The organism is Citrifermentans bremense, assembly GCF_014218275.1.
Lineage (GTDB): Bacteria > Desulfobacterota > Desulfuromonadia > Geobacterales > Geobacteraceae > Geomonas > Geomonas pelophila.
On sequence record NZ_AP023213.1, the window covers coordinates 3,004,305 to 3,030,586 of the forward strand.

Annotated in this window: 19 protein-coding genes; 8 read left to right on the forward strand and 11 right to left on the reverse strand. The window is 61.4% G+C overall.

Annotated elements, in window-relative coordinates:
* Positions 1 to 84: 84 nt before the first annotated feature.
* From GEOBRER4_RS13205 to secA, 10 genes are all read right to left on the reverse strand, one after another.
* Positions 85 to 870 (reverse strand): DsbC family protein, encoded by a 786-nt coding sequence (locus tag GEOBRER4_RS13205; protein WP_185242694.1) that lies wholly within the window; start codon positions 868 to 870, stop codon positions 85 to 87.
* A gap of 227 nt (positions 871 to 1,097) precedes the next feature.
* Positions 1,098 to 2,468 (reverse strand): sigma-54-dependent transcriptional regulator, encoded by a 1,371-nt coding sequence (locus GEOBRER4_RS13210; RefSeq protein WP_185242695.1) that lies wholly within the window; start codon positions 2,466 to 2,468, stop codon positions 1,098 to 1,100.
* Positions 2,469 to 2,554: 86 nt separating this feature from the next.
* On the reverse strand, positions 2,555 to 4,021 hold the full coding sequence (locus GEOBRER4_RS13215; RefSeq protein ID WP_185242696.1) for a sensor histidine kinase: 1,467 nt from the start codon (positions 4,019 to 4,021) through the stop codon (positions 2,555 to 2,557).
* Positions 4,022 to 4,031: 10 nt separating this feature from the next.
* Positions 4,032 to 4,856, reverse strand: coding sequence for a prepilin peptidase (locus GEOBRER4_RS13220; protein WP_085812161.1), 825 nt, complete (start codon positions 4,854 to 4,856; stop codon positions 4,032 to 4,034).
* 172 nt (positions 4,857 to 5,028) lie between these two features.
* Positions 5,029 to 7,695 (reverse strand): valine--tRNA ligase, encoded by a 2,667-nt coding sequence (locus GEOBRER4_RS13225; protein ID WP_185242697.1) that lies wholly within the window; start codon positions 7,693 to 7,695, stop codon positions 5,029 to 5,031.
* 86 nt (positions 7,696 to 7,781) lie between these two features.
* The gene (locus GEOBRER4_RS13230; protein WP_185242698.1) at positions 7,782 to 8,993 is read right to left on the reverse strand and encodes a response regulator; all 1,212 of its coding nucleotides are present in this window, start codon (positions 8,991 to 8,993) and stop codon (positions 7,782 to 7,784) included.
* Between the two features lie 241 nt (positions 8,994 to 9,234).
* Entirely contained in the window at positions 9,235 to 10,380 is a 1,146-nt protein-coding gene (locus GEOBRER4_RS13235) for a serine hydrolase domain-containing protein (RefSeq protein ID WP_185242699.1), read from the reverse strand.
* Between the two features lie 52 nt (positions 10,381 to 10,432).
* Complete coding sequence (locus GEOBRER4_RS13240) at positions 10,433 to 10,840, reverse strand: DUF2914 domain-containing protein (RefSeq protein WP_185242700.1); 408 nt, start codon at positions 10,838 to 10,840, stop codon at positions 10,433 to 10,435.
* Positions 10,841 to 10,927: 87 nt separating this feature from the next.
* A complete protein-coding gene (gene argJ / locus GEOBRER4_RS13245) occupies positions 10,928 to 12,103 on the reverse strand; it encodes a bifunctional glutamate N-acetyltransferase/amino-acid acetyltransferase ArgJ (protein ID WP_185242701.1) in 1,176 nt (391 codons plus the stop codon).
* A 174-nt stretch (positions 12,104 to 12,277) separates the two neighbouring features.
* Positions 12,278 to 15,151, reverse strand: coding sequence for a preprotein translocase subunit SecA (gene secA, locus GEOBRER4_RS13250; RefSeq protein ID WP_185242702.1), 2,874 nt, complete (start codon positions 15,149 to 15,151; stop codon positions 12,278 to 12,280).
* Between the two features lie 260 nt (positions 15,152 to 15,411).
* Here secA and mnmH point away from each other — a divergent pair, with 260 nt between their 5' ends.
* On the forward strand, positions 15,412 to 16,452 hold the full coding sequence (gene mnmH, locus GEOBRER4_RS13255) for a tRNA 2-selenouridine(34) synthase MnmH (RefSeq protein WP_185242703.1): 1,041 nt from the start codon (positions 15,412 to 15,414) through the stop codon (positions 16,450 to 16,452).
* Here mnmH and GEOBRER4_RS13260 read toward each other — a convergent pair.
* On the reverse strand, positions 16,427 to 17,320 hold the full coding sequence (locus GEOBRER4_RS13260; RefSeq protein ID WP_185242704.1) for a DUF2156 domain-containing protein: 894 nt from the start codon (positions 17,318 to 17,320) through the stop codon (positions 16,427 to 16,429). The genes mnmH and GEOBRER4_RS13260 overlap by 26 nt on opposite strands.
* Positions 17,321 to 17,500: 180 nt before the next feature.
* On the opposite strand from GEOBRER4_RS13260, the gene GEOBRER4_RS13265 reads away from it, so the two are divergent.
* The 7 genes from GEOBRER4_RS13265 (at position 17,501) to GEOBRER4_RS13295 (ending at position 26,091) form a co-directional block, all read left to right on the forward strand.
* The gene (locus GEOBRER4_RS13265; protein WP_185242705.1) at positions 17,501 to 19,471 is read left to right on the forward strand and encodes a cache domain-containing protein; all 1,971 of its coding nucleotides are present in this window, start codon (positions 17,501 to 17,503) and stop codon (positions 19,469 to 19,471) included.
* A gap of 46 nt (positions 19,472 to 19,517) precedes the next feature.
* Positions 19,518 to 20,903: a sigma-54-dependent transcriptional regulator gene (locus tag GEOBRER4_RS13270; RefSeq protein ID WP_085812150.1), complete on the forward strand. Its 1,386-nt coding sequence runs from the start codon at positions 19,518 to 19,520 to the stop codon at positions 20,901 to 20,903.
* Between the two features lie 431 nt (positions 20,904 to 21,334).
* Complete coding sequence (locus GEOBRER4_RS13275; RefSeq protein ID WP_085812149.1) at positions 21,335 to 21,532, forward strand: hypothetical protein; 198 nt, start codon at positions 21,335 to 21,337, stop codon at positions 21,530 to 21,532.
* 79 nt (positions 21,533 to 21,611) lie between these two features.
* Positions 21,612 to 21,863, forward strand: coding sequence for a hypothetical protein (locus GEOBRER4_RS13280; protein ID WP_012529954.1), 252 nt, complete (start codon positions 21,612 to 21,614; stop codon positions 21,861 to 21,863).
* Positions 21,864 to 21,875: 12 nt separating this feature from the next.
* Positions 21,876 to 22,925 carry a hypothetical protein gene (locus tag GEOBRER4_RS13285; protein ID WP_185242706.1) on the forward strand — a complete coding sequence of 350 codons (1,050 nt, stop codon included), beginning with the start codon at positions 21,876 to 21,878 and terminating at the stop codon, positions 22,923 to 22,925.
* Positions 22,926 to 23,768: 843 nt separating this feature from the next.
* Positions 23,769 to 24,080, forward strand: a complete 312-nt coding sequence (locus GEOBRER4_RS13290) for a DUF485 domain-containing protein (protein ID WP_085812145.1) — start codon at positions 23,769 to 23,771, stop codon at positions 24,078 to 24,080.
* Positions 24,081 to 24,102: 22 nt separating this feature from the next.
* On the forward strand, positions 24,103 to 26,091 hold the full coding sequence (locus GEOBRER4_RS13295; protein WP_185242707.1) for a solute symporter family protein: 1,989 nt from the start codon (positions 24,103 to 24,105) through the stop codon (positions 26,089 to 26,091).
* Positions 26,092 to 26,282: the final 191 nt, after the last annotated feature.

Below are 26,282 nucleotides of genomic sequence, written 5' to 3' on the forward strand. Positions count from 1 at the left end.
TCACCCCATCTGTTGCGTTGTGATTCGTTTTAAAACTTCATCCAGGTTGGCCGCGCGATGGACGTGTACCTGGGTTTGCTGTGACTACTGCAGCAACTGGCGCATCGCGGCCGCGTCCTTGTACCCGGGGAAGATGCGCCCGTCGGGCAGTACCAGGGTCGGGGTAGCGTTGATCCCGGCTGCGGCGGCGAAACGGATGGTATCGTCCACCGGCTTCTTGGGCGTCGCCTCCGTGGCAGCAGGAAGCGCCTTGCCGGCAAAGGAATTCTCAAGCAGTTCCAGCGACTTTTTAGCCACGATCACCCGTGCCTTGTCGTAGGCCTTGGGATGCATCTTGAGCGGGAAGAGCTTGACGTAGATGGCAAGGTCCGGCTCCGACTCGACCAGTTTCTTCAGCTCGCCGTGCATCTTCGCGCAGTAGGGGCACTCGGGATCGGTGAAAACGAAGAGCTTCTTCTTCCCGTCGGGGTTTCCCATCACCAGCGCATCAGTTGTGGAAAGGGTCGCGGGATCTAGCCTCTCCTGCTGCTTTGCGGCCGGCGCGTTGGCCCCCACCGGCTGCCTGGATGCGATGTCGAACGCCTGGCCGGCGATGATGTACTTCTTGCCGTAATCGAGATAGGCTACGCCGGTGTTACCCTGCTGCTCGAAGGTCACCTCGTACAGCCCCCGCACCGGCGCGGGCTTCACTTCCTTGACCACTCCGATCCCCTTCAGGAGCGTGCCCGCCTCCTGTACCGTGATCGAGTGACACGAGGCGCACTCGCCGCCGCAGCCTCCAGACATGGCGAAGGCAGGGACGAAAAGTGCCAGGGGCACGAGAGCGGATGCTGCGGCGATGAGATATTTGAGATTTTTCAACCAAGACATGTATCTGACCTCGCTTAACGGTTCTAGGCGTTGGGAATGCAGCAACTATCATGCCGCAGGCTGGACAGGGTGACAGGGGGAGCTATGAGCTGCAATTCTCAGGAGTTGCGAACTGTCCCACGGGTGCCCCCGGCGGAAACTATGCATTTTTTTCATAGCAAAAGCAAGAGGTATGCAAAAAGTCCGGTTACTTCAGCCTGAGCGCCATCAGGGAGACGCGTTGCCGGTCACCCCAGATCGTACTCCTTCAGCTTGTACAAAAGTGCCCGGTGGCTTATCTCCAGTAGCTTCGCGGCGCGAGTCCTGTTTCCGGCAGTCTGTTCCAGGGCGCGCACGATGAGCGCGCGTTCCAGCGACTCGGCCCCCTTCTTTATCGAAAGCGATTCAGGGAGGTCGGTAGCGCGTCTCTCGATCCCTACCCCGCGGCGCACGCTCTCCGGAAGGCACGAAAGCCCGAGGACCCCGGCTTCGCAAAGCACCAGGCCGCGCTCGATGCAGTTCTCCAGCTCCCTCACGTTTCCCGGCCAGCGGTAGCGCACCAGGGCCTGCAGCGTCTCCGGGCTTGGGCGCACGCCGGTAATCCCCATCCTCTCGCCGTGTTTTTCCAGGAAGTGGTCCACCAGGAGCGGGACGTCCTCGATCCTGTCCCGCAGTGCGGGAAGCGAGATGGGGAAGACGTTGAGCCTGAAGTAGAGGTCCTCGCGGAACCTCCCTGCCACAACCTCCTGCGCCAGGTCGCGCGAGGTGGCCGAGACCACGCGCACGTTCACGCGCTGCGACGTTGCCGCACCGACGCGGCGGATTTCCTCCTCCTGCAGCACGCGCAAGAGCTTAACCTGCAACGGCAGGGAGAGCTCGGAGATTTCGTCGAGAAAAAGGGTGCCGCCGTCGGCCTCCTCGAATAGGCCAATCTTATCGTGGCTTGCATCGGTGAAGGCCCCCTTGACGTGCCCGAAGAGCTCGCTCTCCAGCAGGGATTCGGGTATCGCGCCGCAGTTTACCGCCACGAACGGGGCGCCCCTGCGCGCTCCGCCGTAGTGCAGGGCCCTGGCGACCAGCTCTTTCCCGGTCCCGGACTCCCCCAGGATGAGGACGGACGTCTTGTGTTCCGAGAGCTTCAGCACCAGTCGCCCGATTTCGGCCATGCGCTCGTTTCTGCTGATGATGTCGCCCAAGGGGAGGCGGCGCACCACTTCCTCGCGCAGTCTGCGGTTCTCGTCCTTCAGCCGTTCGCGCTCTTCCGCCTTTTTCAGTACCAGCGAGATTTCATCGCTGTTGAACGGCTTGGAGATGTAGTCGTAGGCGCCGAGCTTCATGCAGCCGATGGCGTCGTCGAGCGTGCCGTAGGCGGACATCATGATCACCGTGGTGCTGATGCCCGCGTCTCCGCAGGCGGCCAGGAAGGCCCTGCCGTCCAGGACCGGCATACGGATGTCGCAGATGATGAAGTCGTAGCTTCCCTGTTGCGCCTTCTCCAGGGCCTGCTGGCCGTCCACAGCCTGCTCCACCAGGTAACCCTGCTTTTTCAGCATGACCTGGAGCATGTGGCGCAGGTTTTCCTCGTCGTCCACCACCAGTATTTTCTTCTTCTCGGTCACACTTGCTCCTAAGGCCTGACCTGCCTGACCTGCCTGACCTGCCTGACCTGCCTGACCTGCCTGACCTAGCCCCTAGCCCCTAGTCCCTAGCCCCTGCCTTCCGCCGGCAGCGTCAGCCTGAACCGGCTCCCCTCCCCCAGATCGCTTTGCACCGTGAGCGTCCCGCCGCACGACTCCGCTATCCTGGCGGCGATGGCAAGTCCCAGCCCTGTCCCCTTGCCCGGTTCCTTGGTGGTGAAGAAGGGTTCGAACACCAGCGACAGATGCTCGGGCGGCATCCCTGCGCCGGTGTCCGCCACCTCGATGGCGACACCCCCACCTGCACGCAACCCCTTGAGCTGCAGTTTCCCACCCTTCGGCATCGCATCCTTCGCGTTCATGATCAGGTTGATGAGCAGCTGCTCCAACTGGTATGGGTCGGCGTGCAGCCGCGGCAAGGTAGGCTCCACTTCAACCGTCACATCCAGGAGCTTCAGCGCCCCCTGGGCTCCCAGAAGCTCCACCACCTTCTCCAAAAGAGGCAGCACCTCGATCTCTTCCCGCTGGGCTCCCTTGGGCCGGGCGTAGTCCAGAAGCCCCCTGACGATCCTGTCGATCCGCTTCGATTCTTCGGTGATCCTGCGCAGGTAATCGGACTTCTCGGGGTCGCCGGCAAGCTCCTCGGCTAGAATGCCGCTGTACCCCATGATGGCCGCAAGCGGAGTCCCGATCTCGTGCGCCATCCCGGCGGCCAGAAGCCCCACGGACGCCATCTTCTCGGAACGTATCGCCTCGTTGCGCGCCTCCATGATTTCGCGGTTGGCCCGGTTTAGCGAGGCGACGTTGGCCTCGACCTCCTCCCTCTTCTCCCTGAGCGCCACCACCATGGTGTTGAAGGCGTCACCCAGCTCCGCCACCTCCTTGCTGCCGGGGATGTCCACGGTGCCGCTCAAATCGCCCGAAGCGATCCTGCGGGTCGCCGCCAACAGCCTCCTTATCGGCACTACCACGCTTGTGGATAGAAGATAGGAGCCGACCACCAGGAGCAGCAGGAAATCGAGAACGAAGTAGGAAAGGAAAAGGGTGCGGGACCCTTTGAGCCTCTCCCGCTCGGGAAGCAGCGACAGGGTGAGCCGCGCCGCGCCGATCGCCCTCCCCTGCTCCATGACCGGAAGGTAACAGCGCCCAAACAGGCCGTCCGGCGATACCTGAAAGGTTCCGCGCCCGCTGCGCAAAGTGCCGAGAAGGAAAGCATCTCCCCCCGCTGAATCAGAGAGGGCGTAGAGGTCGCGCCCGGAAGAATCGACCAGGAGGAAACCGCGGAAGGTGCGATCCGCCTTGAGGTGCTCAAGGTATTTGGCCGCCGCCGACCCGGCCTCGGGCGCCCCCAGTGGGCGCGGCAGCAAAAGAACGATGCTGGAAAGCAGCAGCCTCCCCTCTTCCCCCTTCTGGTCCAGCAGGTCTTTTTCGGCGGTGTTGAAGGATATTACGGAAAGCATGGCCCAGGTGAGCACCAGCATGATGCTCAGGGCGGAAAGGGTATAGAAGGTGAGGCTGAATCGGGTAGGTTTCATGCGGGGCGCTTTAGCTACCCATGCTCAGGTACCAGCGGATGATCCTGCCGCCGTAGAAGATGTAGAGGACGGCACCGCTTGCCAGGAAGGGGCCGAACGGGATGGCCAGGCTGGAGTTCTCCTTTCTGGCCAGCATCACGCTCACCCCGATCACCGAGCCGATCAGCGAACCCGTGAAGATGATGAAGATGACAGCTTTCCAGCCGAGAAACGCCCCCATCATGGCCAAAAGCTTTATGTCTCCTCCCCCCATGCCGTCCTTCTTGGCGACCGCCTGGTAGACGTAGGCGATCAGGAGCAGGCTGCCGCCGCCGGCGACGATGCCGATCAGCGAGTCGAGCCACCCCAGCTGCGGGATGAAGAACGAGGCGGCAAAGCCGACGACGATGCCGGGGAGCGTGATGGCATCCGGGATGATCTGGTGCTCCAGGTCGATGAAGGTGACCACAACCAGGGCGCTGCAGAAGACGAACAGGATGCCGAAGACCGTCCCTTGTCTCAAGACCACCTCAAAAGGGGCCTCTTCGATGAGCCTCACCGGGAAGAGCCTGATGAAGAGCGCCAGAGTGAGGAAGGCGTTCAAAAGCTCCACCAGCGGGTACTGAATTGAGATTGGAGCGCCGCAGCCGCGGCATTTCCCCCTCAAGACGAGGTAGCTCAGGACCGGGATGTTGTCGTACCAGCGGATGCGGTAATCGCACTTGGGGCAGTGCGAAGGGGGGGAGACCACCGATTCCCCATGGGGCATGCGGCAGATGCAAACGTTCAGGAAGGAGCCGACCACGCCCCCCAGTATGAAGGCGAAGCTGGAATAGATGATGTAGGGAATGCTCAACGTAACCTCGGTACGCCCCTCATTAGCGGGCTGCAGAGCAGTATACTGGAAAGCACCGAAAATCTACAAAGGAAAAGCGGGACTAGGGGCTAGGGACTGGGGGCTAGCGAAAGGCGAGACACCGGTTTTCACCAGCCCCTGCCCCCTAGCCCCTAGTCCCTGGTTTCTGCTTTTACCTGAGCCTCTGGATCTTCTCCAGGCTCTCTTCCAGAAGCTTCTTCTTGGTGGCGAACTCGCCTATCTTCTCGCGCTCCTTCTCGACCACGTCGGCGGGGGCGCGCTCCACGAAGCTCGGGTTCTCAAGCTTCTTGGAGAGGAACTCGATGTCCTTTTCGATCTTGGCGATCTCCTTGCCAAGACGCTTCTCCTCTTCCTCTACGTTCACGAGACCCCTCAGCGGAACGATAATCTCGACGTCGCCCGCAACCTGCAGGCTCGCTTCGGCGGGCCGCTCGATCCCCTGCCCAATGCCCAGGTCGGAGAGACGGGCAAGGCTCATCACGTAGGCCTCGTTGCGCTTCAAAAGTGCGAGGCTCGCCTCGGACTTGCAGTCGAGGATGGCGGCGATCTGCTTGCTCGGGGCCACCTCCATCTCGCCGCGGATGTTCCTGATCCCCTTGATCACCTCCATGACCAGCTCCATCTCGGAGGCGGCAGCGGCGTACCCCTCCCACTCCGCGCAGGGGGTGGGGAAGCTGGAGATCATGATCGATTCGGCGGAGCCCGCCTTTTTCGGGAGCGCCTGCCAGATCTCCTCTGTGATGAACGGCATGAACGGGTGCAGAAGGCGCAACAGGTTCTCAAGCACCAGCCAGAGCACGTATTTCGCGGCAGCCTGACGGTCGGCGTCCCCCTTGTAGAGGTCGTCCTTGGCAAGCTCGATGTACCAGTCGCAGAACTCGCTCCAGGTGAAGCGGTACAGGTCGCCCGCCGCCTCGTTGAAGCGGAAGGAGCCGAGCGCCGAGTCGACCGAGACCGTGGTCTGGTTCAGCCGGTACAGGATCCAGCGGTCGGCGTTGGAGAGCTTGAGGGTTGCCGGATCCACGGCGTTCGGGTCGAACCCCTCCAGGTTCATCATGGCGAAGCGGGAGGCGTTCCAGATCTTGTTGGCGAAGTTGCGGTAACCGGCGATCCTCTCCTCGGCAAGCTTGATGTCGCGCCCCTGGGCCGCGAAGGCAGCCAGGGTGAAGCGGAAGGCGTCGGTCCCGTAGGCGTCGATCACGGTCAAGGGGTCGATCACGTTCCCCTTGGACTTGGACATCTTCTGCCCCTGCGCGTCGCGCACCAGGGCATGGATGTAGACGTCGGTAAAGGGGACCTCGTCCATGAAGTGGAGCCCCATCATCATCATGCGCGCCACCCAGAAGAAGAGGATGTCGAAGCCGGTGACGAGGCAGGAGGTCGGATAGAAAGCGGCAAGCTCCGGGGTCTTTTCAGGCCACCCCATGGTGGAGAAGGGCCAAAGAGCCGAGGAGAACCAGGTGTCCAGCACGTCGGTCTCCTGCCGGATCTCGTCGGAGCCGCACTTCTCGCAGCTGGTCGGATCCTCCTTGGCCACGGTGATGTGGCCGCAGTGGTCGCAGTACCAGGCGGGGATCCGGTGCCCCCACCAGATCTGGCGCGAGATACACCAGTCGCGGATGTTCTCCATCCAGTCGTAGTAGGTGTTCTCCCACTGCTGCGGGACGATCTTCGTGCGCCCGTCCTTCACGGCGCCCAAGGCGCGATCGGCCAGGGGCCCGACCTTCACGTACCACTGCAGCGACATGTACGGCTCGACCACGGTCTTGCAGCGGTAGCAGCCGCCGACGGAAAGCGCGTGGTCCTGGATCTTCTCCAAAAGCCCCGCGGCTTCGAGATCCGCCACCACCTGCTTCCTTGCCGCGAAACGGTCCATCCCCTCGTACTGCTTGCCGGCCGCGTTTACCACGCCCGACTCGTCGAAGACGTTGATGCGGTCCAGGTTGTGCCTGACCCCCATCTCGAAGTCGTTGAAGTCGTGGGCCGGGGTGATCTTGACGACGCCGGTGCCGAACTCGCGGTCGACGTAGTCGTCGGCGATGATCGGGATCTCGCGGTTCACCAGGGGGAGGAGCACCATCTTGCCCACCAGGTGGGCATAGCGCTCGTCCTCGGGGTGTACCGCCACCGCGGTGTCGCCCAGCATGGTTTCCGGGCGGGTCGTCGCGACCACCAGATGTTCGCCGGTACCTACCACCGGGTAGCGCAGGTGCCACAGGTGTCCCGCCTTCTCCTCGTGCTCGACCTCGATGTCCGAAAGGGCGGTATGGCAGCGCGGGCACCAGTTGATCAGGCGGTTGTCGCGGTAGATCAGCTTCTCCTGGTACAGGCGCACGAACACCTCGCGCACGGCCTTGGAGAGGCCGGCGTCCATGGTGAAGCGCTCGCGCTCCCAGTCGCAGGAGGCGCCCAGGCGCTTCAACTGGCCGATGATCTGCCCGCCGGACTCGCCCTTCCACTTCCAGACCCGCTCGATGAACGCCTCGCGCCCCAGCTCGAAGCGGTCCTTTCCTTCGGCGGCCAGCTGGCGCTCCACAACGTTCTGGGTGGCGATGCCGGCATGGTCGGTGCCCGGCATCCAGAGGACGTTGTAACCGGCCATCCGTTTCCAGCGGCAGAGGATATCCTGCAGCGTATTGTTAAGCGCGTGTCCCATGTGCAAGACCCCGGTGATGTTCGGGGGGGGGATCACGATACTGTAGCCAGGCTTGTCGGAGGGGACAGTCGCGTGGAAGTAACCCTTCTGCTCCCACTGCTGGTACCAACGCTCCTCGACGCTTTTCGGCTCGTAAACCTTTTCCAGCTCTTTCTTTGCCATCTAATCGACCTCTTTCAGTAGCTAAAGTATGAAAAAAGGGGATCGTGAAATCCCCTGATTCGTAAGCGGATGCCGGGACGGGCGGATCAGCCGCGCTCGCCTGCCCTGAGCTTCCTGATCTCTTCCTTGATGAGCACCTCGGCCAGGTCCGGGACCACCTCCCAGACGATCCTCTCGATCACCTCCCTGGAAACCTTGGAGAGAGCCGCCACCAGCTGCTCCTCGCTCAGTTCCGCGGGGGTAGCAGCCGCGGCTGCGGCGGGCGCGGCAGGCTGCTGGGCCTTGGCGGGCTCGGCGGCCTGAACTGCTGCGGCAGGGGCCTGCGGCTCTGTCGCCTCGGCCTCGACGGCAAAGGGATCGTACTCCGGGAACTGGAAGGACTCGGCCTCTACTGTCGCGGCAGGAGCCTCCTCGGCTGCAGCCGCCGGCTCCTCGGCAAGCGCGAAGAACTCCTCCTCCGAGATGCTGACCGGCATTTCCTCTACCTGCGCTTCTGGCTCCAGGTCCAGGGCGGGTCCGGTTTCCTCGATGTCTTCGTCGTCCTCGTCGAAGCTGAAGAGCTCCTCGGCCTCTAACTCCCCTTCCGGTTCCACCACCCCGAAAAGCTGGGCCGGGGGGGCTGCCGGGGCGGACGAAACCTCCTCCAGCTCGAAGGCCCCCCAGAGATCGTCCTCCTGGGTCGCTTCCACCAGTTCCTCCTGCACCGCAGCGGCGACAACGGATACCGCCGGTGCGGCCGGTGCGGCGGCTGCAGGCTCGACCTCGGCCGCCACGTTCCCCCAGACCGCCTCGGCGTCGGGGAAAGCTGCCGCCTCGGGGGCCTCAACGGCAGGCATGGCGTCGAAGGAGGAGAGGTCGCCCCAAAGCTCCTCGGCGCTCGGCTCCGCGGCCGTAGCCGCGGCGGGGGCGGGCGCGCTCTCCCTGGACTTGCCGAGAACCAGCATCTCCTTCACGCGGTCGATCAGCTGCTGGGACTCGAACGGCTTCGATATGGACGCGTCAGCCCCGCAGTCGCGCGCCTTCTCCTCGTCCAGCGGCTCGAAGGCGCCGATCAGGAGCAGGATGGGGACGGAATTGAGCTCGGGATCGCGGCGGATCTCGGCGCAGACCTCGTACCCGGTCTTGCCGGGCATCAGGGCGTCGACCAGCATCACGTCGGGCTTTATCTCCCGCGCCTTCTCAAGGGCAGCCGTGCCGTTGTCCACGACGGTGAGCTCGAACTCCTCGTTGGCAAAGATGATTGCCACGACTTTCTGGATGGTGATGCTGTCATCGGCGAGGAGCAGTCTATTGCCCATCTATCCCTCCGCTACTTTGAAAGCTTGTTGTCAGGAGTTAATTTGGCACAGAGAAGTCGAATCGTCCGGCTAAGACAGGCGATGCAATCCAGATGCTGATACAAAGGATTTGTCTTTTGACAGGACAGATAGAGAAGACAGTTTCGACTGAGCGAAAAAAGATCCAGTTTGATGCTAAAACGGTAGGAAAAGCTAGCATAAAGGGTACAAGGTGTCAAGGTTTTTGCCCTTTTCTTATTAATCAGTCGTCATTGAATCTGGCCATCTCGCCGAGCTCGGGAGGAATGCCGAATAACTGGGATGCGACAGTGGAAAGATCGCCTCTGAGCTTGCTGAACTCGTGGGTGTTCCTGTAATCCAGCCGGGCCGTCAGAAGTATCACGAAGGTGTCGGACGCCGGATCGATCCAGATCGAGGTTCCGGAATAACCGGTATGACCGAAGGAGATCCGGGAGAAGCCGTTGCCCCGCGGAGACGAGAACGGGGAAGCGATGTCCCAGCCAAGCCCCCGCACCACGCCACCGCCGCGCGAGAAGTAGGGGGCGGTCATCTGGTCCACGGTCCTCGCCGCCAGCACCCGCCTGCCGTCGAGTACCCCTCCCCCAAGCATCATGCGGCAAAGCCTTCCCAGGTCCCGCGCCGTCGAGAAGAGCCCGGCGTGCCCCGCCACTCCCCCGAGCTGCCGGCAGAGCGGGTCCTGCACCTCCCCCATCAGGATGCGCCCATCGGTCAGGGTGGCGCCGAAGCGCCCATCCCTCCTGGGGTTGAAGCCAGTGTCGGTCATGCCGAGCGGGCGGTAAAAGGATGCCTGGGTGTAGACGTCGAGCGGACCGCCGGTCGCCCTGCGCACCAGCTCCGCCAGGAGGATGAAGTTGAGGTCCGCGTACCTGAAGCGGCTCCCCACCTCGCCCTTGAGTCTCTGGGAGGCGGCCCCCTCTATGGCGGAGCGCATCGGGTTCTCGCCGTAAAGCTGCACGTCGTCGAGCCCGGAAGTGTGGGTAAGGAGGTGCAGCACCAGGATGGCGTCCTTGCCGTGGCCTGCCATCTCGGGGAACCATTTCACCACTGGGTCGATCAGCGAGATCCTCCCCTCTTCGGCGAGTTTCAGGATCGACGGGGTGGTTGCTGCGACCTTGGTGAGGGAAGCGATGTCGAAGATGGTGTCGACCGCCATGGGGGGGGCGTCTGGGAGCGGGGAGGTCCGGCCGTAAGCCTTCTCGAACAGGATCTTGTCCCGGCTCCCGATCAGGACCACGCCGCCGGCGATGAGGTTTCGGCCGATGGCGTCACCGATCAGCGCGTCGATCCTGGCCGGGTCGGCGGCATAGCCGCGGCTTGCGCATAGTACCAGGAGGAGAGTGCAGATGATTTGTCTGAAAAAAGGCATGGCTCGCCGGCGAAACGGGGTTGAAGGGTCTAACTGCAGGCTAACGAAAGGATCAGTTCATCCTGAAACTGACCGATTTAAGCACCTTTCCGTCGCTGTCCACCGCGTCGCAGCGCCACTCGCCCGAAAGCCCCTTCTCAACCACCTTGCGGCTGTAGGTGCGCCAGTGCGCCCCCTTGACCGGGAGCTCGTACTCGGCGACCACCTCGTCGTTCAGGTACCAGAGCTGCTTGATGCTGGTGTCGGTATCCTCGGGCGCCGAGAAGCGGGTGAAGCAGTAGAGAGCCTTGACCGAAGCCGACGAGATGCGCCGCACCGAGTCGATCGGGTTACCCTTGACGATCTTCGTGGTTACGGCCATCTCGGTGATCTTCAGGTCGCCTGCGTGCGACTCGCTGAAGCCTGCGAGGCAGAGAAAAAGGATAGCGGCGACTGTGGTGAAAACCGTGGTGCGATTCATGGTGCCTCCAGCAGCGATTCGCGGAGATTAAATGCCGGCAGGGTGCGGTCGATGCCGGTACCCCCAAGGGGAGATTTGTTTCAGCTTCTAAGTCCTGTAGTCGGCGTTGATGCGCACGTAATCGTAGGAGAGATCGCTCGTGTACACCGCTGCCTCCCCTTTTCCGAGCTTCAGGTCGATGGTGACCATGAACTCCTTTTGCTGCAAAACAAGGGTCCCGGCCGCCTCGGCGTCGCCGCCGGCGAAAATCCCGCTGGAAGCCATCACCACGTCGTCGAACTTTATCTCAACCCGTTCTTGCTCCACGCGGGCTCCGGAGTAACCGACCGCGGCGATGATCCTCCCCCAGTTGGCGTCCTGGCCGAAGAAGGCGGTCTTCACCAAAAGCGAGTTGGCTACGGCCAGGGCGGCGGTCTTTGCGTCGGCGTTATCGGCCGCCCCCTTGACCCTGATCTCGACGAACTTGGTGGCCCCCTCGCCGTCTTTCACGATCAGCTTCGCCAGCGACAACAGCAGGTCGTGCAAAAGGGCGAGGAAGGCGCCCCCCTCCGGGGTCCCCCCCTTGATCTCCGGGTTCCCCGCAGCCCCGTTGGCGATGACGAGCGCCGTGTCGTTGGTGGAGGTATCGCCGTCCACCGTGATGGCGTTGTAGGAGCCGTCCACCGCTTCGGCGAAGGCGCTCTTCAAAAAGGCGCCGTCGACGGCCGCGTCGGTAACGAGGAACGAGAGCATGGTGGCCATGTTGGGCTGGATCATCCCGGCCCCCTTGGCTATGCCCCAGATGCGGTACGGCGTCCCCCCGGCCTCCCCCTCGCGCCGCTCGATCTTCGCGAAGGTGTCGGTGGTCATGATGGCGCTCGCCACGTCCTCCAGGGTGCCCCGGTCGAGCCCGTCCACCAGGGGCTGGATCCCCTTGCGGAAACGGTCCATGGGGAGTTGCTGCCCGATGACGCCGGTGGAGGCGATGAGCAGTTCCTCGTCGGCAAGCCCCAGGGCCTCGGCCGTCCTCCTGCCGCATTCCAGCGCATCCTGCATCCCCTGCTCGCCGGTGCAGGCGTTAGCGTTGCCGCTGTTGACCAGGAGGGCGCGGCAGGAGCCGTTTGCTGAGCGCTCGCGCGATAGGATGACCGGTGCAGCCTGCACCTTGTTGGTGGTGTAGACCGCGGCGACCTTGGCCGGCAGGTCGGAGAAGATGAGCGCCAGGTCCAGACGACCCGGCTTCTTTATGGCCGCCTCGACGGCGGAAAAGCGAAAACCTTTCATAGAACCTCCAAAAGCCCAAAACCGTTCAACGTTCAATGTTCAACAGAGCTGGTCACCTGTAGTCGCCAAACCCTTACTGGCACCGTATCGGCAGGAGCAAGTCGCCAGCATGTTCATTACGTTCTACTGCCTGTCGAACGTTGAACGCTGAACCGCCTCTCAACGGTTTCTAGCCTATTTGCCGCAGCACTTCTTGTACTTCTGGCCCGAACCGCAGGGGCAGGGATCGTTTCTCCCAGCACTCCTCTTGCTCTTGGAGGGAGCCTGAGCGGGCGCCGTCGCCTCTTCGTCGACGAGGTTGAACACCATGCGCTGCTGGGGCTGCTCCAGCTCGAACTGCTCCATCTCCTCTTCGCTTCCCACCTGCACCCAGAAGATCTTCTCCACCACCTCTTCCCTGATGCGCAGCATCATGTCCATGAAGAGCTTGTAGGCCTCCCTCTTGTACTCCTGCTTGGGGTCCTTCTGGCCGTAGCCGCGCAGGCCGATACCTTCCTTCAGGTGGTCGATGGAAAGCAGGTGGTCCTTCCACTGGGTATCGATGACCTGGAGCATGATCACCTTGATCAGGTGGTCCATCAGGTCGTCGCCGAACTCGTCCAGCCGCTGCTGGAAACGCTCGCGCGCGGTGGTCCTCAGCGTATCCTCGAAGTTCACCGGCGTGATCCGGTCCATAAGGTCCGGGGTCAGGTCCAGGTGGAAGCCGAACACCTTCTGCACGCTGTCGGTGATCCCCTGCCAATCCCACTCGCGGGCGGGAGTCCTGTCGATGACGTAGGCGGAGACGATGTCGCTGACCGTTTCCTCCATCATGCCGGTGAAGCTCTCCCGGATCTCGTTACCTCCCAGGATCTCCTTTCTCTGGGTGTAGATCACCTCGCGCTGCTTGTTCATGACGTCGTCGTACTCGATCAGGTGCTTCCTGATCTCGAAGTTGTGCGCCTCGACCTTCTTCTGGGCGTTCTCGATGGCGCGGGTGATGAGGCCGTGGGTAATCGCCTCGCCCTCCTCGATTCCAAGCTTGTCCATGATCATGGAGACGCGCTCGGAGCCGAAGATGCGCAAAAGGTCGTCCTGCAGCGAAAGGTAGAAACGGGAGGAACCGGGGTCCCCCTGGCGGCCGGAACGGCCGCGCAACTGGTTGTCGATGCGGCGCGATTCGTGGCGCTCGGTGCCGAGGATGTGCAGGCCGCCCAAGGCCACCACCTCGTCGTGCTCGGCGGCGCATACCGGCTTGTTCTTTTCCACCATCTGGTCGAACTGCCTCTGGTGCTCGGCGAGCACCTGCCGCTCCAGCTCCTCCAGGTCGATCTCGCCACCCTGCTTCAAGCAGGAGGCAACGACCGGCATGATCCCCGGGTATTCGCGCTCCAGCCCCTGCAAGAGCTCCTTCTCCGGCAGGCTCTTCGAGAGCATCTCGGTGAACTCGGTCATGAACTCTTCGGTCCTCGCCTCAGGGGTCCCCTTGAACTCCTGCCGGGCCAGACCGTCGGGGTTTCCCCCAAGGAGGATGTCGGTGCCGCGGCCAGCCATGTTGGTGGCGATGGTGACCATCCCCTTGCGGCCGGCCTGGGCCACGATCTCCGCCTCTTTCTCGTGCTGCTTCGCGTTCAGGACGAAGTGCGGGATCCCCTGGCGCTTCAACAGCTCGGAGAGCTCCTCGCTCTTCTCGATGGAGATGGTGCCGACGAGGACCGGCTGCCCCTTCTCGTGCAGCTCCTTGATCTCGCTTATCACCGCGTTGAACTTCTCGCGCTCGGTCTTGTAGATGACGTCCGGGAAGTCCGGGCGCAGAAGCGGGCGGTTGGTCGGAATCACCACCACGTCCAGCTTGTAGATCTTGTGGAATTCCTCGGCTTCGGTGTCGGCGGTGCCGGTCATGCCGGAGAGCTTCTCGTACATGCGGAAGTAGTTCTGGAAGGTGATGGTGGCAAGGGTCTGGTTCTCGTTCTCGATCTTCGCCCCTTCCTTGGCCTCGATCGCCTGGTGCAGGCCGTCGGACCAGCGGCGGCCCGGCATGAGGCGCCCGGTGAACTCGTCGACGATGAGCACCTCGTTGTCGCGGACCACGTAGTCGACGTCCCTCTTGAAGAGGGCGTGGGCCCTCAGGGCCTGCTGGGTGTGGTGCAGGATCTCCATGTTGCGCGGATCGTAGAGGTTCTCGATCTTCAGCAGCTTCTCGACCTTGAGCACCCCCTCCTCGGTGAGGGTGGCGCTTTTGGCCTTCTCATCCACGGTGAAGTCGCCGGTGTAGTTCTTCCTCTTCCCGGAGAGGGTGTTCGCCTCGACCTCGATCACCTCACCCTTCTTCAGGAGCGGGATGATGCGGTCGATGATGTAGTACTTGTCGGTCGAGTCCTCGGTGGGACCGGAGATGATGAGCGGGGTCCTCGCCTCGTCGATGAGGATGGAGTCGACCTCGTCCACCACGGCGAAGTTGAAGGGACGCTGCACGTAATCGGCCAGGTCGAACTTCATGTTGTCCCTGAGGTAGTCGAAGCCGAACTCGTTGTTGGTGCCGTAGGTGATGTCGGCGGCGTAGGCCTCGCGCCGCTCGTGGTCCTCCAGCCCGTGCACGATGACCCCAACGGAAAGCCCCAGGAACTTGTGGATGCGCCCCATCCAGTCGGAGTCGCGCTTGGCCAGGTAGTCGTTGACAGTGACCACGTGCACACCCTTGCCGGAGATGCCGTTCAGGTAGGAGGGGAGCGTCGCCACCAGGGTTTTACCCTCGCCGGTCTTCATCTCGGCGATCTTTCCGGAGTGGAGCACCATGCCGCCGATCAGCTGCACGTCGAAGTGGCGCATGCCGAGGACCCTTTTCCCTGCCTCCCGGCAGACGGCGAAGGCCTCGGGGAGCAGGGAGTCGAGGCTTTCGCCGCGGCTGTAGCGTTCCTTGAACTGGGCGGTTTTGCCGCGCAGCTCGTCATCGGAGAGCTTGACCAACTCGGGCTCCAGCTGGTTGATGCGCTCGACGATGGGCCACATCCGCTTCAATTCGCGCTCGTTTTTGCTCCCGACTAACTTCTTTATCAGCGCTCCAAACATCTATCTATTCTCCTTGGCCGTAGAAACAGGGATAAAAAAAACAGTGTACGCTACCATAAAAGTGAGAAAGCCTCAACTGAAAAGGCTTCAACGGCGGGCTCTAACGCTGCCCCTTCCGAAGCCTCCTCCGACGGTGCGCCCCTATCTCCCGCCCCGGTGCAACCGGCGCCGATCTCGCCCCACTTTCTTCAGGCAACCTCCTCCTTGCAATCCGCCGGGGCTCTCTTTATAATGAGCCCGCCAAAAAGGAGCCCAGCAACTTGGAAACAGCACCGTTTAACGAAGAACTCATCGACACCCACCTCTTAGTCGACGTACGCACCCCACTCGAATACGAGGAGGACCACCTCCCCGGCGCCATCAACGTCCCGCTTTTGACCAACGAAGAGCGGGTGGAGATCGGCATCCTGCACAAGGAGACCGGCCCGCACGCGGCAAGGAGAAGGGGGCTCGAGCTGACCGCGCACCGCTTTCCGCAGATGGTAGAGGAGATCGCGCTCGCCGCTGCGGGAAGGCCCATCCTGGTCTACTGCTGGCGGGGGGGGCTTAGGAGCAAGACCGTCACCATGATCCTTGATCTGGCCGGCTTCAAGGCGGTGCAGTTGCAGGGGGGATACAAGAGCTTCCGGCACGAAGTAAGCGGGTACTTCAATCCCTTTACCCCCAAGGTGCCGCTCGTCGTTTTGCACGGCATGACCGGCATCGGCAAGACCACGCTCCTGCAGCGCCTGAAGGAGCGCGGCAACTCGGTGCTCGACCTCGAGGGGCTCGCCTGCCACCGCGGTTCCGCCTTCGGCCAACTGGGGCTGAACCAGACCCTCACCCAGAAACGCTTCGAGACCCTTTTGTGGGACGAGATCAGGAAAGCCCCGGCGGGGCGCCCTCTCATCCTCGAGGGGGAGAGCGAGCGCATAGGCCGGGTGTCGCTTCCCGGCGACTTCTACCAGAAGATGGCCGCCGGCGTCAGGGTCTGGTGCCACGCCTCGCTTGAGACCCGAGTGCAAAGGCTCATCGACGAGTACGGCCTCCCCACCTACAAGGAGGAGATGGCGACAGCACTGCAGAGGATCAGGAAGAAGCTCGGCGGGAAAAGGTGCGACGAACTCGCGGAAAACCTGGAGAGATGGGAGATGGAGCCGTTCATGGCGGGCCTGGTGAACGACTACTACGACAAGGTCTACTATAAAAACCGCACCTGGGTGGCGGACAGCGAGCTCAGCATGGAGGATTTCGACCAGGCCGCGGCCGAGCTTGAGCGCTACCTCTCCCTGCGCTTCAAAACGGGTGGCGCGAGCGCCTGACCCGGTACTTCGCCACCAGCTCCACCGGATGGTAGGAGAGCTTCGCCTGCCTCAAGGCCGGCTCCCCCAGGTCCTGCTCCCGGTTCAGGTACCTGCACTCGGGGAAAAGAAGCCGGGAGAACTCGCGGTCCAGCAGCTGGTACAGCCCCTCCAGGAACAGGTCCCCTTTCTCGAAATGGCAGACCGCCGTCTCCCGGTTCAGCCGCTCCCCGAGCGCAAACCCCTTCACCGCACCATCCACCAGCACCACCACCCCGGAAAGCCCCAGCGCCTCCCGAAGCTTCAGCGCCTCGCTCGCCCCCTCCACCTCCTTGGCCAGCGAAGCCCCCTCCCCGAACTCGGCGCGCACCCGGCGCCACTGCTCCAAAAGCTCCAAAGCCCCCTCGAGGTGCCCCTCATTGAAGAGCTCCACCTGGTGGCGGTGCCGCAAAAGGAAGTAGTTCACCCGGTTCTTTTTCTTGTGGTACTGCTTGCCGGAAAGCTCAGCCATCTCCTTTTTCAGGTGCAGGTAGTCGAAGTTGTCGCGGTCAGGGATCACCTCGAGCCCGGAGCTCGGGAGAAAGCCCGAGAGGAAGCCGTCGTCGGCGCCGTACAGGGTGAGCCCTTCTTCCAGGAGCCTTTTCGCCGCGGCCGCGATATCACCGCCGAAGGGGGGAAGGAAATAGGGGGAACCGTCGTAGCCGCGGCCAAGCGCCACCACCGCGTCCCCCACCTGGGAAAGTCTGTAGTCGTGCGCCTTCCTGAATAGGTAGAGGTTGGCGAAGGTGAGCTCGGAGACCCGCGGCTGCAGCGCGTTAAAAAGCGGGTCCAACTGCGCCTTGTCCTCGAGGGTGATCACCCGGGAGTTGGGGTACTGCGGTATTTCCATGGCGGCTCCGGAAAAAAAATTTTCAACAGTATACCTGCATATTTGCAAAAATGCGAAAAAACGCTGGCAATTGACTCGCCGTATACGATAGTATTGCGAACGTTGTTTTACAGTGGCCGGAAAGTATCCATCCGGCCACAGCGACAGGGCCTACGCCTAACCGAGTCATCCGGGGGAGCCGTGCAGAAGTACCTCTTCGCCTTCATAAACAAACTGAAGCTGCGCTGGAAGATGGTGGTCTTGGTGTTGCCGCTCGTGATCATCCCCATTTTCCTCGTGGGAGGGGTCATCGGCTACATCTCCACCAAGCAGGCCTACCTGGGGATCACCCAGACCAGCAAGGACGACCTGCAGCACATGGCCGGCTTCACCGTCGACATGTTGAACTCCCACTACCAGCAATTCCAGGTCTACAAGCAGGACAAGGAGAAGACCTTCCACGAAGAGCTGAGGACGGTGAGCGAGCTCGCCTACAACGTGGTGCAGTCGCAGCAGAGACTGCAGCAAAAAGGGAGGATGGATCTCGCGGCGGCGCAGCGCGAGGCGCGCAATGCCCTCTCCAAGGTGAACGTCGGCAAGACCGGCTACATCTACGCCATGAACAGCCGCGGCGAGCTGAAGGTCCACGTGGCGCAGGAAGGGGTCAACGTCTTTGACAGCCGGGACGAGACCGGGCGCTACTTCATCCGCGAGATGATCGAGAAAGCGCGCCGCTCCAAGCCCGGTGAGGTGCTCTACATCGTCTACCCCTGGCGCAACGCGGCGCTCGGCGACAAGTCGCTCAGGAAGAAGGTGGTGGCCTACCGCTACTTCAAGGAGTGGGACTGGATCATCGCCGCGGGGGGCTACCTGGAGGAGACCTACGAGGACGTGGCTTTCGAGCGCCGCTCCTTCCAGGAACTGAAGGAGAAGATCAAGGCGAAGAAGGTCGGCAAGACCGGCTACATCTTCGCCATGGATACCTCGGGGAACTTCATGATCCACCCGACCGGCGAGGGGAAAAACTTCCTGAACGCGGTCGACTTCAGCGGGCAGCATTTCATCAAGGAGATGTGCGAGCGGAAAAACGGCTGGATCCGCTACCCCTGGAAGAACCAGGGGGACAAGGGCCCCAGGATGAAGATCGTGCGCTACGAGTACTTCCAACCCTGGAACTGGATCGTCGCGGTCGGCTCCTACGAGGAGGAGTTCTACCAGGAGGCGAACGTGATCAAGGGGCGCATCATGGAGAGCATGGTGGTGCTTACCATCCTGGTGAGCGTGATGGCCGTGTTCCTGGTGCTTCTGGCGTCCCGGGTGATGACCGAGCCGATCTCCAGGATGATCGAGGTGATCAGGAAGGTGAAATCGGGGCGCCTGGACGAGACCATGAAGGTGGAGACCCAGGACGAGCTGGGCGAGCTCGCCACCGCCTTCAACCGGATGACCAAGATCATCAAGCACAACAAGGAGCTGGAGGCGAACCTGGCCCAGCAGGGGAAGATGGCCTCCTTGGGCGTCCTCTCCTCCGGGGTCGCCCACGAGATCAACAACCCGCTCGGGGTTATCCTGGGGTACGCCGCCTACATCGAGAAGAAGCTCTCCCCGGACGACCCCAACTACCGGTTCATCCACGAGATCAAGCGCGAGAGCAAGCGCTGCAAGAAGATCGTGCAGGACCTCCTCTCCTATGCGCGCACGCCGCAGCCGGTGCTGGAACCGACCGACCTCAACGCGCTTTTGGAGCAGATCGTAGACTTCGCGGCGAACCACACCGACATGCACCACGTCTCGGTGGAAAAAAGCTTCGACCCTTCGCTGCCTGAGATCATGGTGGATGGCGACCAGTTGCGCCAGGTGGCGATCAACCTGATCCTCAACGCCGGCGCCGCCATGCAGAGGGGGGGCAAACTCGTGGTCAGCACCCAGAACGGGGAAGACAACTGCGTGAGCCTCAAGTTCTCCGACAACGGCGCCGGGATCGCCGCCGAGCACATGGAGCGGATCTTCGAACCCTTCTTCACCACCAAGGTGAAGGGGACGGGCCTGGGGCTTGCCATAACGAGGCAGATCGTGGAGCAGCACCACGGCAAGATCGGTATCGAGAGCGAGATCGGCGTCGGGACCACGGTCGAGGTGCGGCTCCCCATCAACCGGGACGACTACTGTTAAGATCACTGTCCGCCCCGGCTCGGGGGACGGTTGGGAGGTAGCAAGCGTGACTGTGAAGAAAAGGATCATGCTGGTCGACAACGAGGAAGGGCTCTGCCGCATGATGGAGGCGGTGCTTTCCGACAACGGCTATGCGGTCACCGCGTACACCAGGAGCTTCGAGGCTGCCGAAAGCTTCCAGGCGGGGCAGTGGGACCTCCTGGTGACCGACATCAAGATGCCGGGGATGGACGGGCTGGAGCTTTTGCAGAAGGTGAAGCAGAAGGACCCGGCCCTCCCGGTGATCATGGTTACCGCCTACGCCACGGTGGAGATGTCGATCCAGGCGCTCAGAAAGGGTGCCTACGACATGCTCACCAAGCCCTTCGAGCCCGAGGAGCTTCTGTACCGGGTGAAGAACGCCCTGCAGCACACCCGCCTCATGGAGGAGAACCGGGAGCTCAGAGAAGAGCTCGTCGGGAGGTTCAACTTCGGCAACATCATCGGCGCCTCGAAGGCGCTCAAGGAGGTCCTGGAGCGGGTGGAGAAGCTCGCCGTGCGCGACACCTCGGTGCTGATCACCGGGGAGTCCGGCACCGGCAAGGAGCTGATAGCGCAGGCGATCCACTACAACTCCCCCAGAAAGGAGAAGAAGTTCGTCGCCATCAACTGCGGCGCCCTCCCCGCCTCCCTTTTGGAGAGCGAGCTCTTCGGCTACCGCAAGGGTGCCTTCACCGGGGCGGCCGAGAACCGCCGCGGCCTTTTGGAGACCGCCGACGGCGGCACCCTCTTTCTCGACGAGGTGGGGAACCTCCCCATGACGGTGCAAAAGACCCTCTTGCGCTTTCTGCAGGAACAGGAGTTCAACCGGCTGGGTGACCCTACCCCCACCAAGGTGGACGTCCGGGTGCTCTCGGCCACCAACGCCGACATGAAGCAGGCTGTCAAGGCGGGGGAATTCCGCGAGGACCTCTACTATCGCCTTAACGTGGTCAACATCCACCTCCCCCCCTTGAGGGAGAGAAAGGACGACATAGCGCTTTTGGCCGCGCATTTCATCTCGCTGCAAAACTCCAAGTTCGGCACCCAGATCAAGGGGCTCGACCACGAGGCACTGGAGGCCGCGGTGGAATTCCCTTGGCCCGGCAACATCCGGCAGCTCAGAAACGTGATCGAGGCGTGCATCGCCATGGAGAACAACGACTACATCACCTTCCCGGTACTTTCCCAGTTCATCGAGGTGGCCCCGCTGGAGGCGGGGGGAGAGGCTACGGCCGACGAGGGGGAGTACGCCAAGGCGCTGATGCGCTTCGAAACGGAGTACCTGCGGGGGCTTTTGCGCAAGAACCAGGGGAACGTCGAGGCCGCCGCGAAAGAGGCCGGCACCAACATGGCAACCATCTACCGCAAGATCAAGAAGTACGGCATCAGGAAGGAAGAGTACAACATGTAGCATAAAGGCTTCCCCTTCCTCCTTCGTTTTCGCCTTTGCCGCAAGTCGACGGAACTATTTGCAGCATTGCAAAAACCCTGTTTCCGGCAGTTGCAACGCTGCAAAGACCCAACTCCCGCACCCTTCAAGCGGGCTAACCCGCCTGAATTCAGTCACTTTCCAGCTCCCCCCCACCTTTCTCCGGCAAAACCTGACGTGAGGCTGCGGCAACCGCCTCTCTAATCTCGATTTGCGTTTATGCAAAAACCCCCCTCAAGTCCCCCTCCCCGGCAGAACCGTTACCACGCCCTAAGCCTTCGACATCAATCATGTTTTCACAGGAGAAGGTTGTAAACTCCGGATTGGTACGGTGGTTGCTAATGATGTAGACGTCACTCTTTGGATCTCTTGCTTGAGTATCGTCTGCTTTTTCAAAAAGGTATTGGGGTCTTATGCGGGAAGCTACGGTCTGCCCTTTCTACGGCAAAAACGATGATTACTGCGACGTCGGCTGCGGCTACATCTCGCCGCACGACGTGAAGCAGATCATAAGTTTCTGCAGCTGCCGTTACAGGGAATGCCTCAAGTACCAGGAGCTTTCCGACCGCGTCCCTCTGGGGGCGCTCGATCACAAGCTTTGCCCGGCATGAGCCGACGGGCCTCCGGGCGAAGCGACGGTATTAAGGCAAGCAGCAAACTGTATTTTGTTATGGCAAAAGGAGAACGGCGATGAGTGAAAAAGAACTTGAACTGCTCTCAAGACTCGAGGAACTCGAGCGGCATACCTGGCGCAACAGCGCCATCCTGCGCGCAGTCGCCATGGTAGCTTTCACCGCGATGATCGGCATCGTCATCGCCTCAGGCGTCGTGGGAGGCGGACGCGGCAGCCACTGGTCGGGGCCTGCTTGGAACACCATGTGGCTCTACGGCCTCTTCGCCGCCAACGCGGTGTCCATGTTCTGGACCACCCACAAGGAGTAGGAGGACGCCGTCATGCCCATGAAAATGTCCAACATCTTGCTGCTCCTCGTTGCAGTCGTGATCTGCGCGACCTTTTCCCTGCGCATCTTCCAGGGACTGGACGAGATGATGGGTGAGCAGTACTGGGTAATCGACACGGCCCAGGGGGACCACGGCTGGTACGGCATGGGGCTTCTCCCCCACGTGAAGAAGGTCGCCAAGGAAGTGGTCCAGGCGGCGAACACCGACGCGGACGAGAAGAACAACTACATCATCTACGCCCAGAACGGCGATTTCGCCGGGAACTCCGTCTATGGCATCTGCCTCGGCATCCCCCTCATCATGTACCTGATCTGGCTCGCCTTCATCCTCGGCTTCCCGGACCGCATCGACCCGTACCTTTTGCCGCGGCGCATCTTCACCCTGACCGTGATCATCATGTGCTCCATCATCGTGAACCTGTTCCTGATGAGGATCGCCGCCGACTTCGCCCGCGACCCCATGTCGCGCATCGCCAACGTCGCGGGGAACCACGCCTCGCTTTTGTTCCACAACGCCGGCATCTGGTTCGCGATCCTGTTCTCGGCCCTTGGAACCCCGAACCACTCCGCCCGCGAGACGGCGGCCCCGGACAGCCGCAACTGGCAGACCCAGGCAAACGAGAAGTTCAACTGGATGTTCGTGCTCCTCTTCGCCGTCACGGTGCTAGAGGTTGCGCTCGTGAAAAACAAGCTGGCGCTCCCGGACGCGGCGGTGGATTACTCGGTCTGGATCATACTGGTGGTCATCTTCATGCGCATGTTCGGCTTCTCCCCCAGATACTGGGTGAAGCGCGGACGCGGCATCGGCATCATGATAGCCGGTACCCTGGTGACCCTCCCCATCTTCTACCTCCTGGAGCGCGCCACCGGCACCCTGGGGGCCGGGTTCGCCTCGCCGATCCTGTCCAAGGCGCTCGGACCCGAGAACGCGAACATAGGCTTGTCGCTCATGGTTTCGATCTATCTAATCTTCTGGATGGAGTTTGCCGCAGCGATACGAATGAACGGACCGTCCAAATCACTGTCTCTCGGAAAGCAGTGACTTGACCTTCTGCTGCAAGATCCGAAGATCAAAGGTAAAGCCAGAAACGGCCTTCCCTTTTTCTTTTCCGCCAACGTCAATTATTCAGTCATAATAAAACAATGTAACATCAATTTTTCAAATTGGAAGCAAACCTCACCTGCAGCTGTTCTGCTACGGCAAAAGCCGCCTCCTATATCGTTCACACACCCGCCTCCCCTCTCTCTAGCTCATGCGTCGCCAGGGTCAGAAGCGAACAGACTAGATAATAAAACCAGCTGCGTCGACGGCGTTTTTTGCCCAAAAGTTCTAAATTTACCTGCAGCCCCGACGATAAATAACAGTACCGGCAACCCCTCACCCATCAATGCGACAGCGTTTGAGTCAACCGTAAACCGACACCCCAAAAAACACAGCGACGACCCCGCGCACCCCGGCACCCCCAGAATAATAAAAAATAATTTAGTCGCAACTTTCTGGTTTTTACTTGTAATTTCTATATCTTGCAGCTTACCAGATAAGACAGTTTTCGGGTTCTTGATATTTTTTTGCTTTAGAACGCTGTTTATTTTTATTGTACATTTGGAAATCATGTGGTAAAACAATTTTACGTATACGCTGACACGCTCCTAAAAACCCGGGGCACAGAGAAGGGGAACAGCAGACCTCCCCTCCCAAAAGGCCATAAAAAAAACCAGTTACGGCCGCAGCGAAGGACAGGGCCGTTCAACAAACCCAGTTTCAGAAGTTGCAGATCGGCATCGAAATCTAAAGAAATCGGAAAGGGGGATTTATCGGGACTTGACCACGGGGACGGGACGCCGTCGCCACAACAGCGCAGCTTACAAGAAAGGAGTGACTACCATGGCAGAAAGACAGTACGACTGGAAAGCAATCGCAAAAAATCCAAAATTCGTGGAACTGCACCACAAGAAGACGGCCTTCCTTTTCGGATGGTGGATCTTCTCCTGCGTGTACTACTTCCTGCTCCCCATCGGGGCGGCGTACACACCGGGGATCTTCAAGGTCAAGATGATCGGCGTCGTCAACTTCGGGTACGTATTCGCCCTCTCCCAGTTCTTCGTCTCCTGGGGAATCGCGCTTTACTATTCGCATGTCGCCAACAAGGACTTTGACCGGTTGACCAGGGAACTGATCGACGAACTGCATCTCTAGGAAAGGAGGAACGACAATGACGATGAAAAAGATATTTATAGCAGCCACGCTGGCCCTCTCCGTTGCCGCGGCCGCCTTTGCCGAAGAGCAAAAGGCAGCCCCCGCCGCCGCACCCGCGGTGAGCGCACCCGCAGCACAGGGCGCCGCTCCCGCCGTCGCAGCCCCGGCCGCCCAGCTTAACCAGGCCCAGGCGGTCGCGACGCCGGCCCCGGCCAAGCCCGCTCCGGTCAAAAGGGAGCTCAAAACCAACAGGACCATCACCATCGGCATGTTCATGGTCATCATCGCTATCACCATGGGGGTCGTTGTCTGGGCCGCCAAACAGACCAAGACTGCTTCCGACTTCTACGCCGCAGGCGGCGGCATCACGGGGACCCAGAACGGCTGGGCTATCGCCGGCGACTACATGTCGGCAGCCTCCTTCCTGGGGATTTCCGGCCTGATCTCGCTCTACGGCTACGACGGGTTCATGTACTCGGTCGGCTGGCTGGTCGCCTACATCACGGTCCTTTTGATCGTCGCCGAGCCGTGCCGCAACGCGGGCAAGTACACCCTGGGGGACATCCTCTCCTTCCGTACCTCCCCTAAACCGGTGCGCGCCTTCGCCGCCATCTCCACCGTCGCGGTCTCCACCTTCTACCTCACCGCCCAGATGGTCGGTGCAGGCAAACTGATGGCCCTTCTGGTCGGCATCCCCTACAAGATGTCCATCATCGGCGTCGGCGTCCTCATGGTCGGCTACGTAGTCTTCGGCGGCATGGTCGCTACCACCTGGGTACAGATCATCAAGGCGGGCCTCCTCATGTCGGGCGCCTTCCTGCTCTCCTTCCTGGTCATGCTGAAGGCCGGCTTCAACCCGATCGGCTTCTTCTCGACCATCGTCAGCAGCCCTGACATCCAGGACCACGTCTCCAAACTGGTGTTGAAAGACGGCGTCATCCTCGCCGGCGCCGACGCGGGGCAGCGCTTCCTCGAGCCTGGCCTCTACCTGAAGAACCCGCTGGACCAGATCTCCCTGGGCATGGCCCTTGTGCTCGGCACCGCCGGCATGCCGCACATCCTGATGCGCTTCTTCACCGTCCCGACCGCGCAGGCGGCACGTAAATCCGTCATCATCGCGATGTTCATCATCGGCGGCTTCTACATCCTGACTACCCTCCTCGGCTTCGGCGCGGCGATCCACCTCACCCCGCAGGGGATCACCCAGGTCGACCCGGGCGGCAACATGGCTACCCTGATGCTGGCACAGCAGATGGGCGCCGACATCGCACCCGTCATCGGCGACCTCTTCCTCGCCTTCCTGTGCGCCGTAGCCTTCGCCACCATCCTCGCCGTTGTTTCCGGCCTGGTGCTCGCGGCCTCCGCGGCCATCGCACACGACATCTACGTCAACGTGATCAAAGACGGTCACGCCGACCAGCATGAGCAGGTCTTCGCAGCACGCGCCACCTCCTTCGTGGTAGGCGCCTGCGGCATCATGATCGGCCTCGCGGCCGAGAAGCAGAACGTCGCCCACCTCGTGGCACTCGCCTTCGCGGTCGCCGCTTCCGGCAACCTGCCGGTCGTCATCCTCTCGCTCTTCTGGAGGAAGTTCAACACCGCTGGCGTCATCTCGGGCCTCTTGGTAGGCACCATCGCCTCCATCGGCTTGGTGATGGTCTCCCCCAACATGACCTACCCGAAAGTGGTTGCCGCAGGCGCCAAGAAGGTGGTCGCCGCTATGGAGAAGAAGCAGGCGGCTCTCCCTGCCGGCGAGACCCTCTCCGAAAACGACGCCAAGGCGCTTGCCAAGGCGAAGGTAGACGCACAGAAAGACGGCACCTCCATGATGGGACTCGACAAACCGCTCTTCACCCTGAAGAACCCCGGCATCGTCTCCATCCCGCTGGGCTTCATGGCCGCCATTCTGGGCGCCCTCGCCTTCCCGAACAGGCGTTCCGAGGAGATGTTCGACGAGGTCTACGTTCGCCAGAACACCGGTTTGGGCATGGCCAAGGCAGTCGAGCACTAGCAGCAAACGCATAACGCTGAAAGGACTGGGGAAGGGAAACCTTCCCCAGTTTTTTTGTCTTCTGCACACGATAAAGGGGACGCAAGCGGGGCGGAAAAACGATTTTTTTTGCCCCTCCCCCTCCCATCTCCCGCAAAACAGTTTTACATCATGGTATTTTTCTGTAGAATCAACGCCACACTCATTTGCAT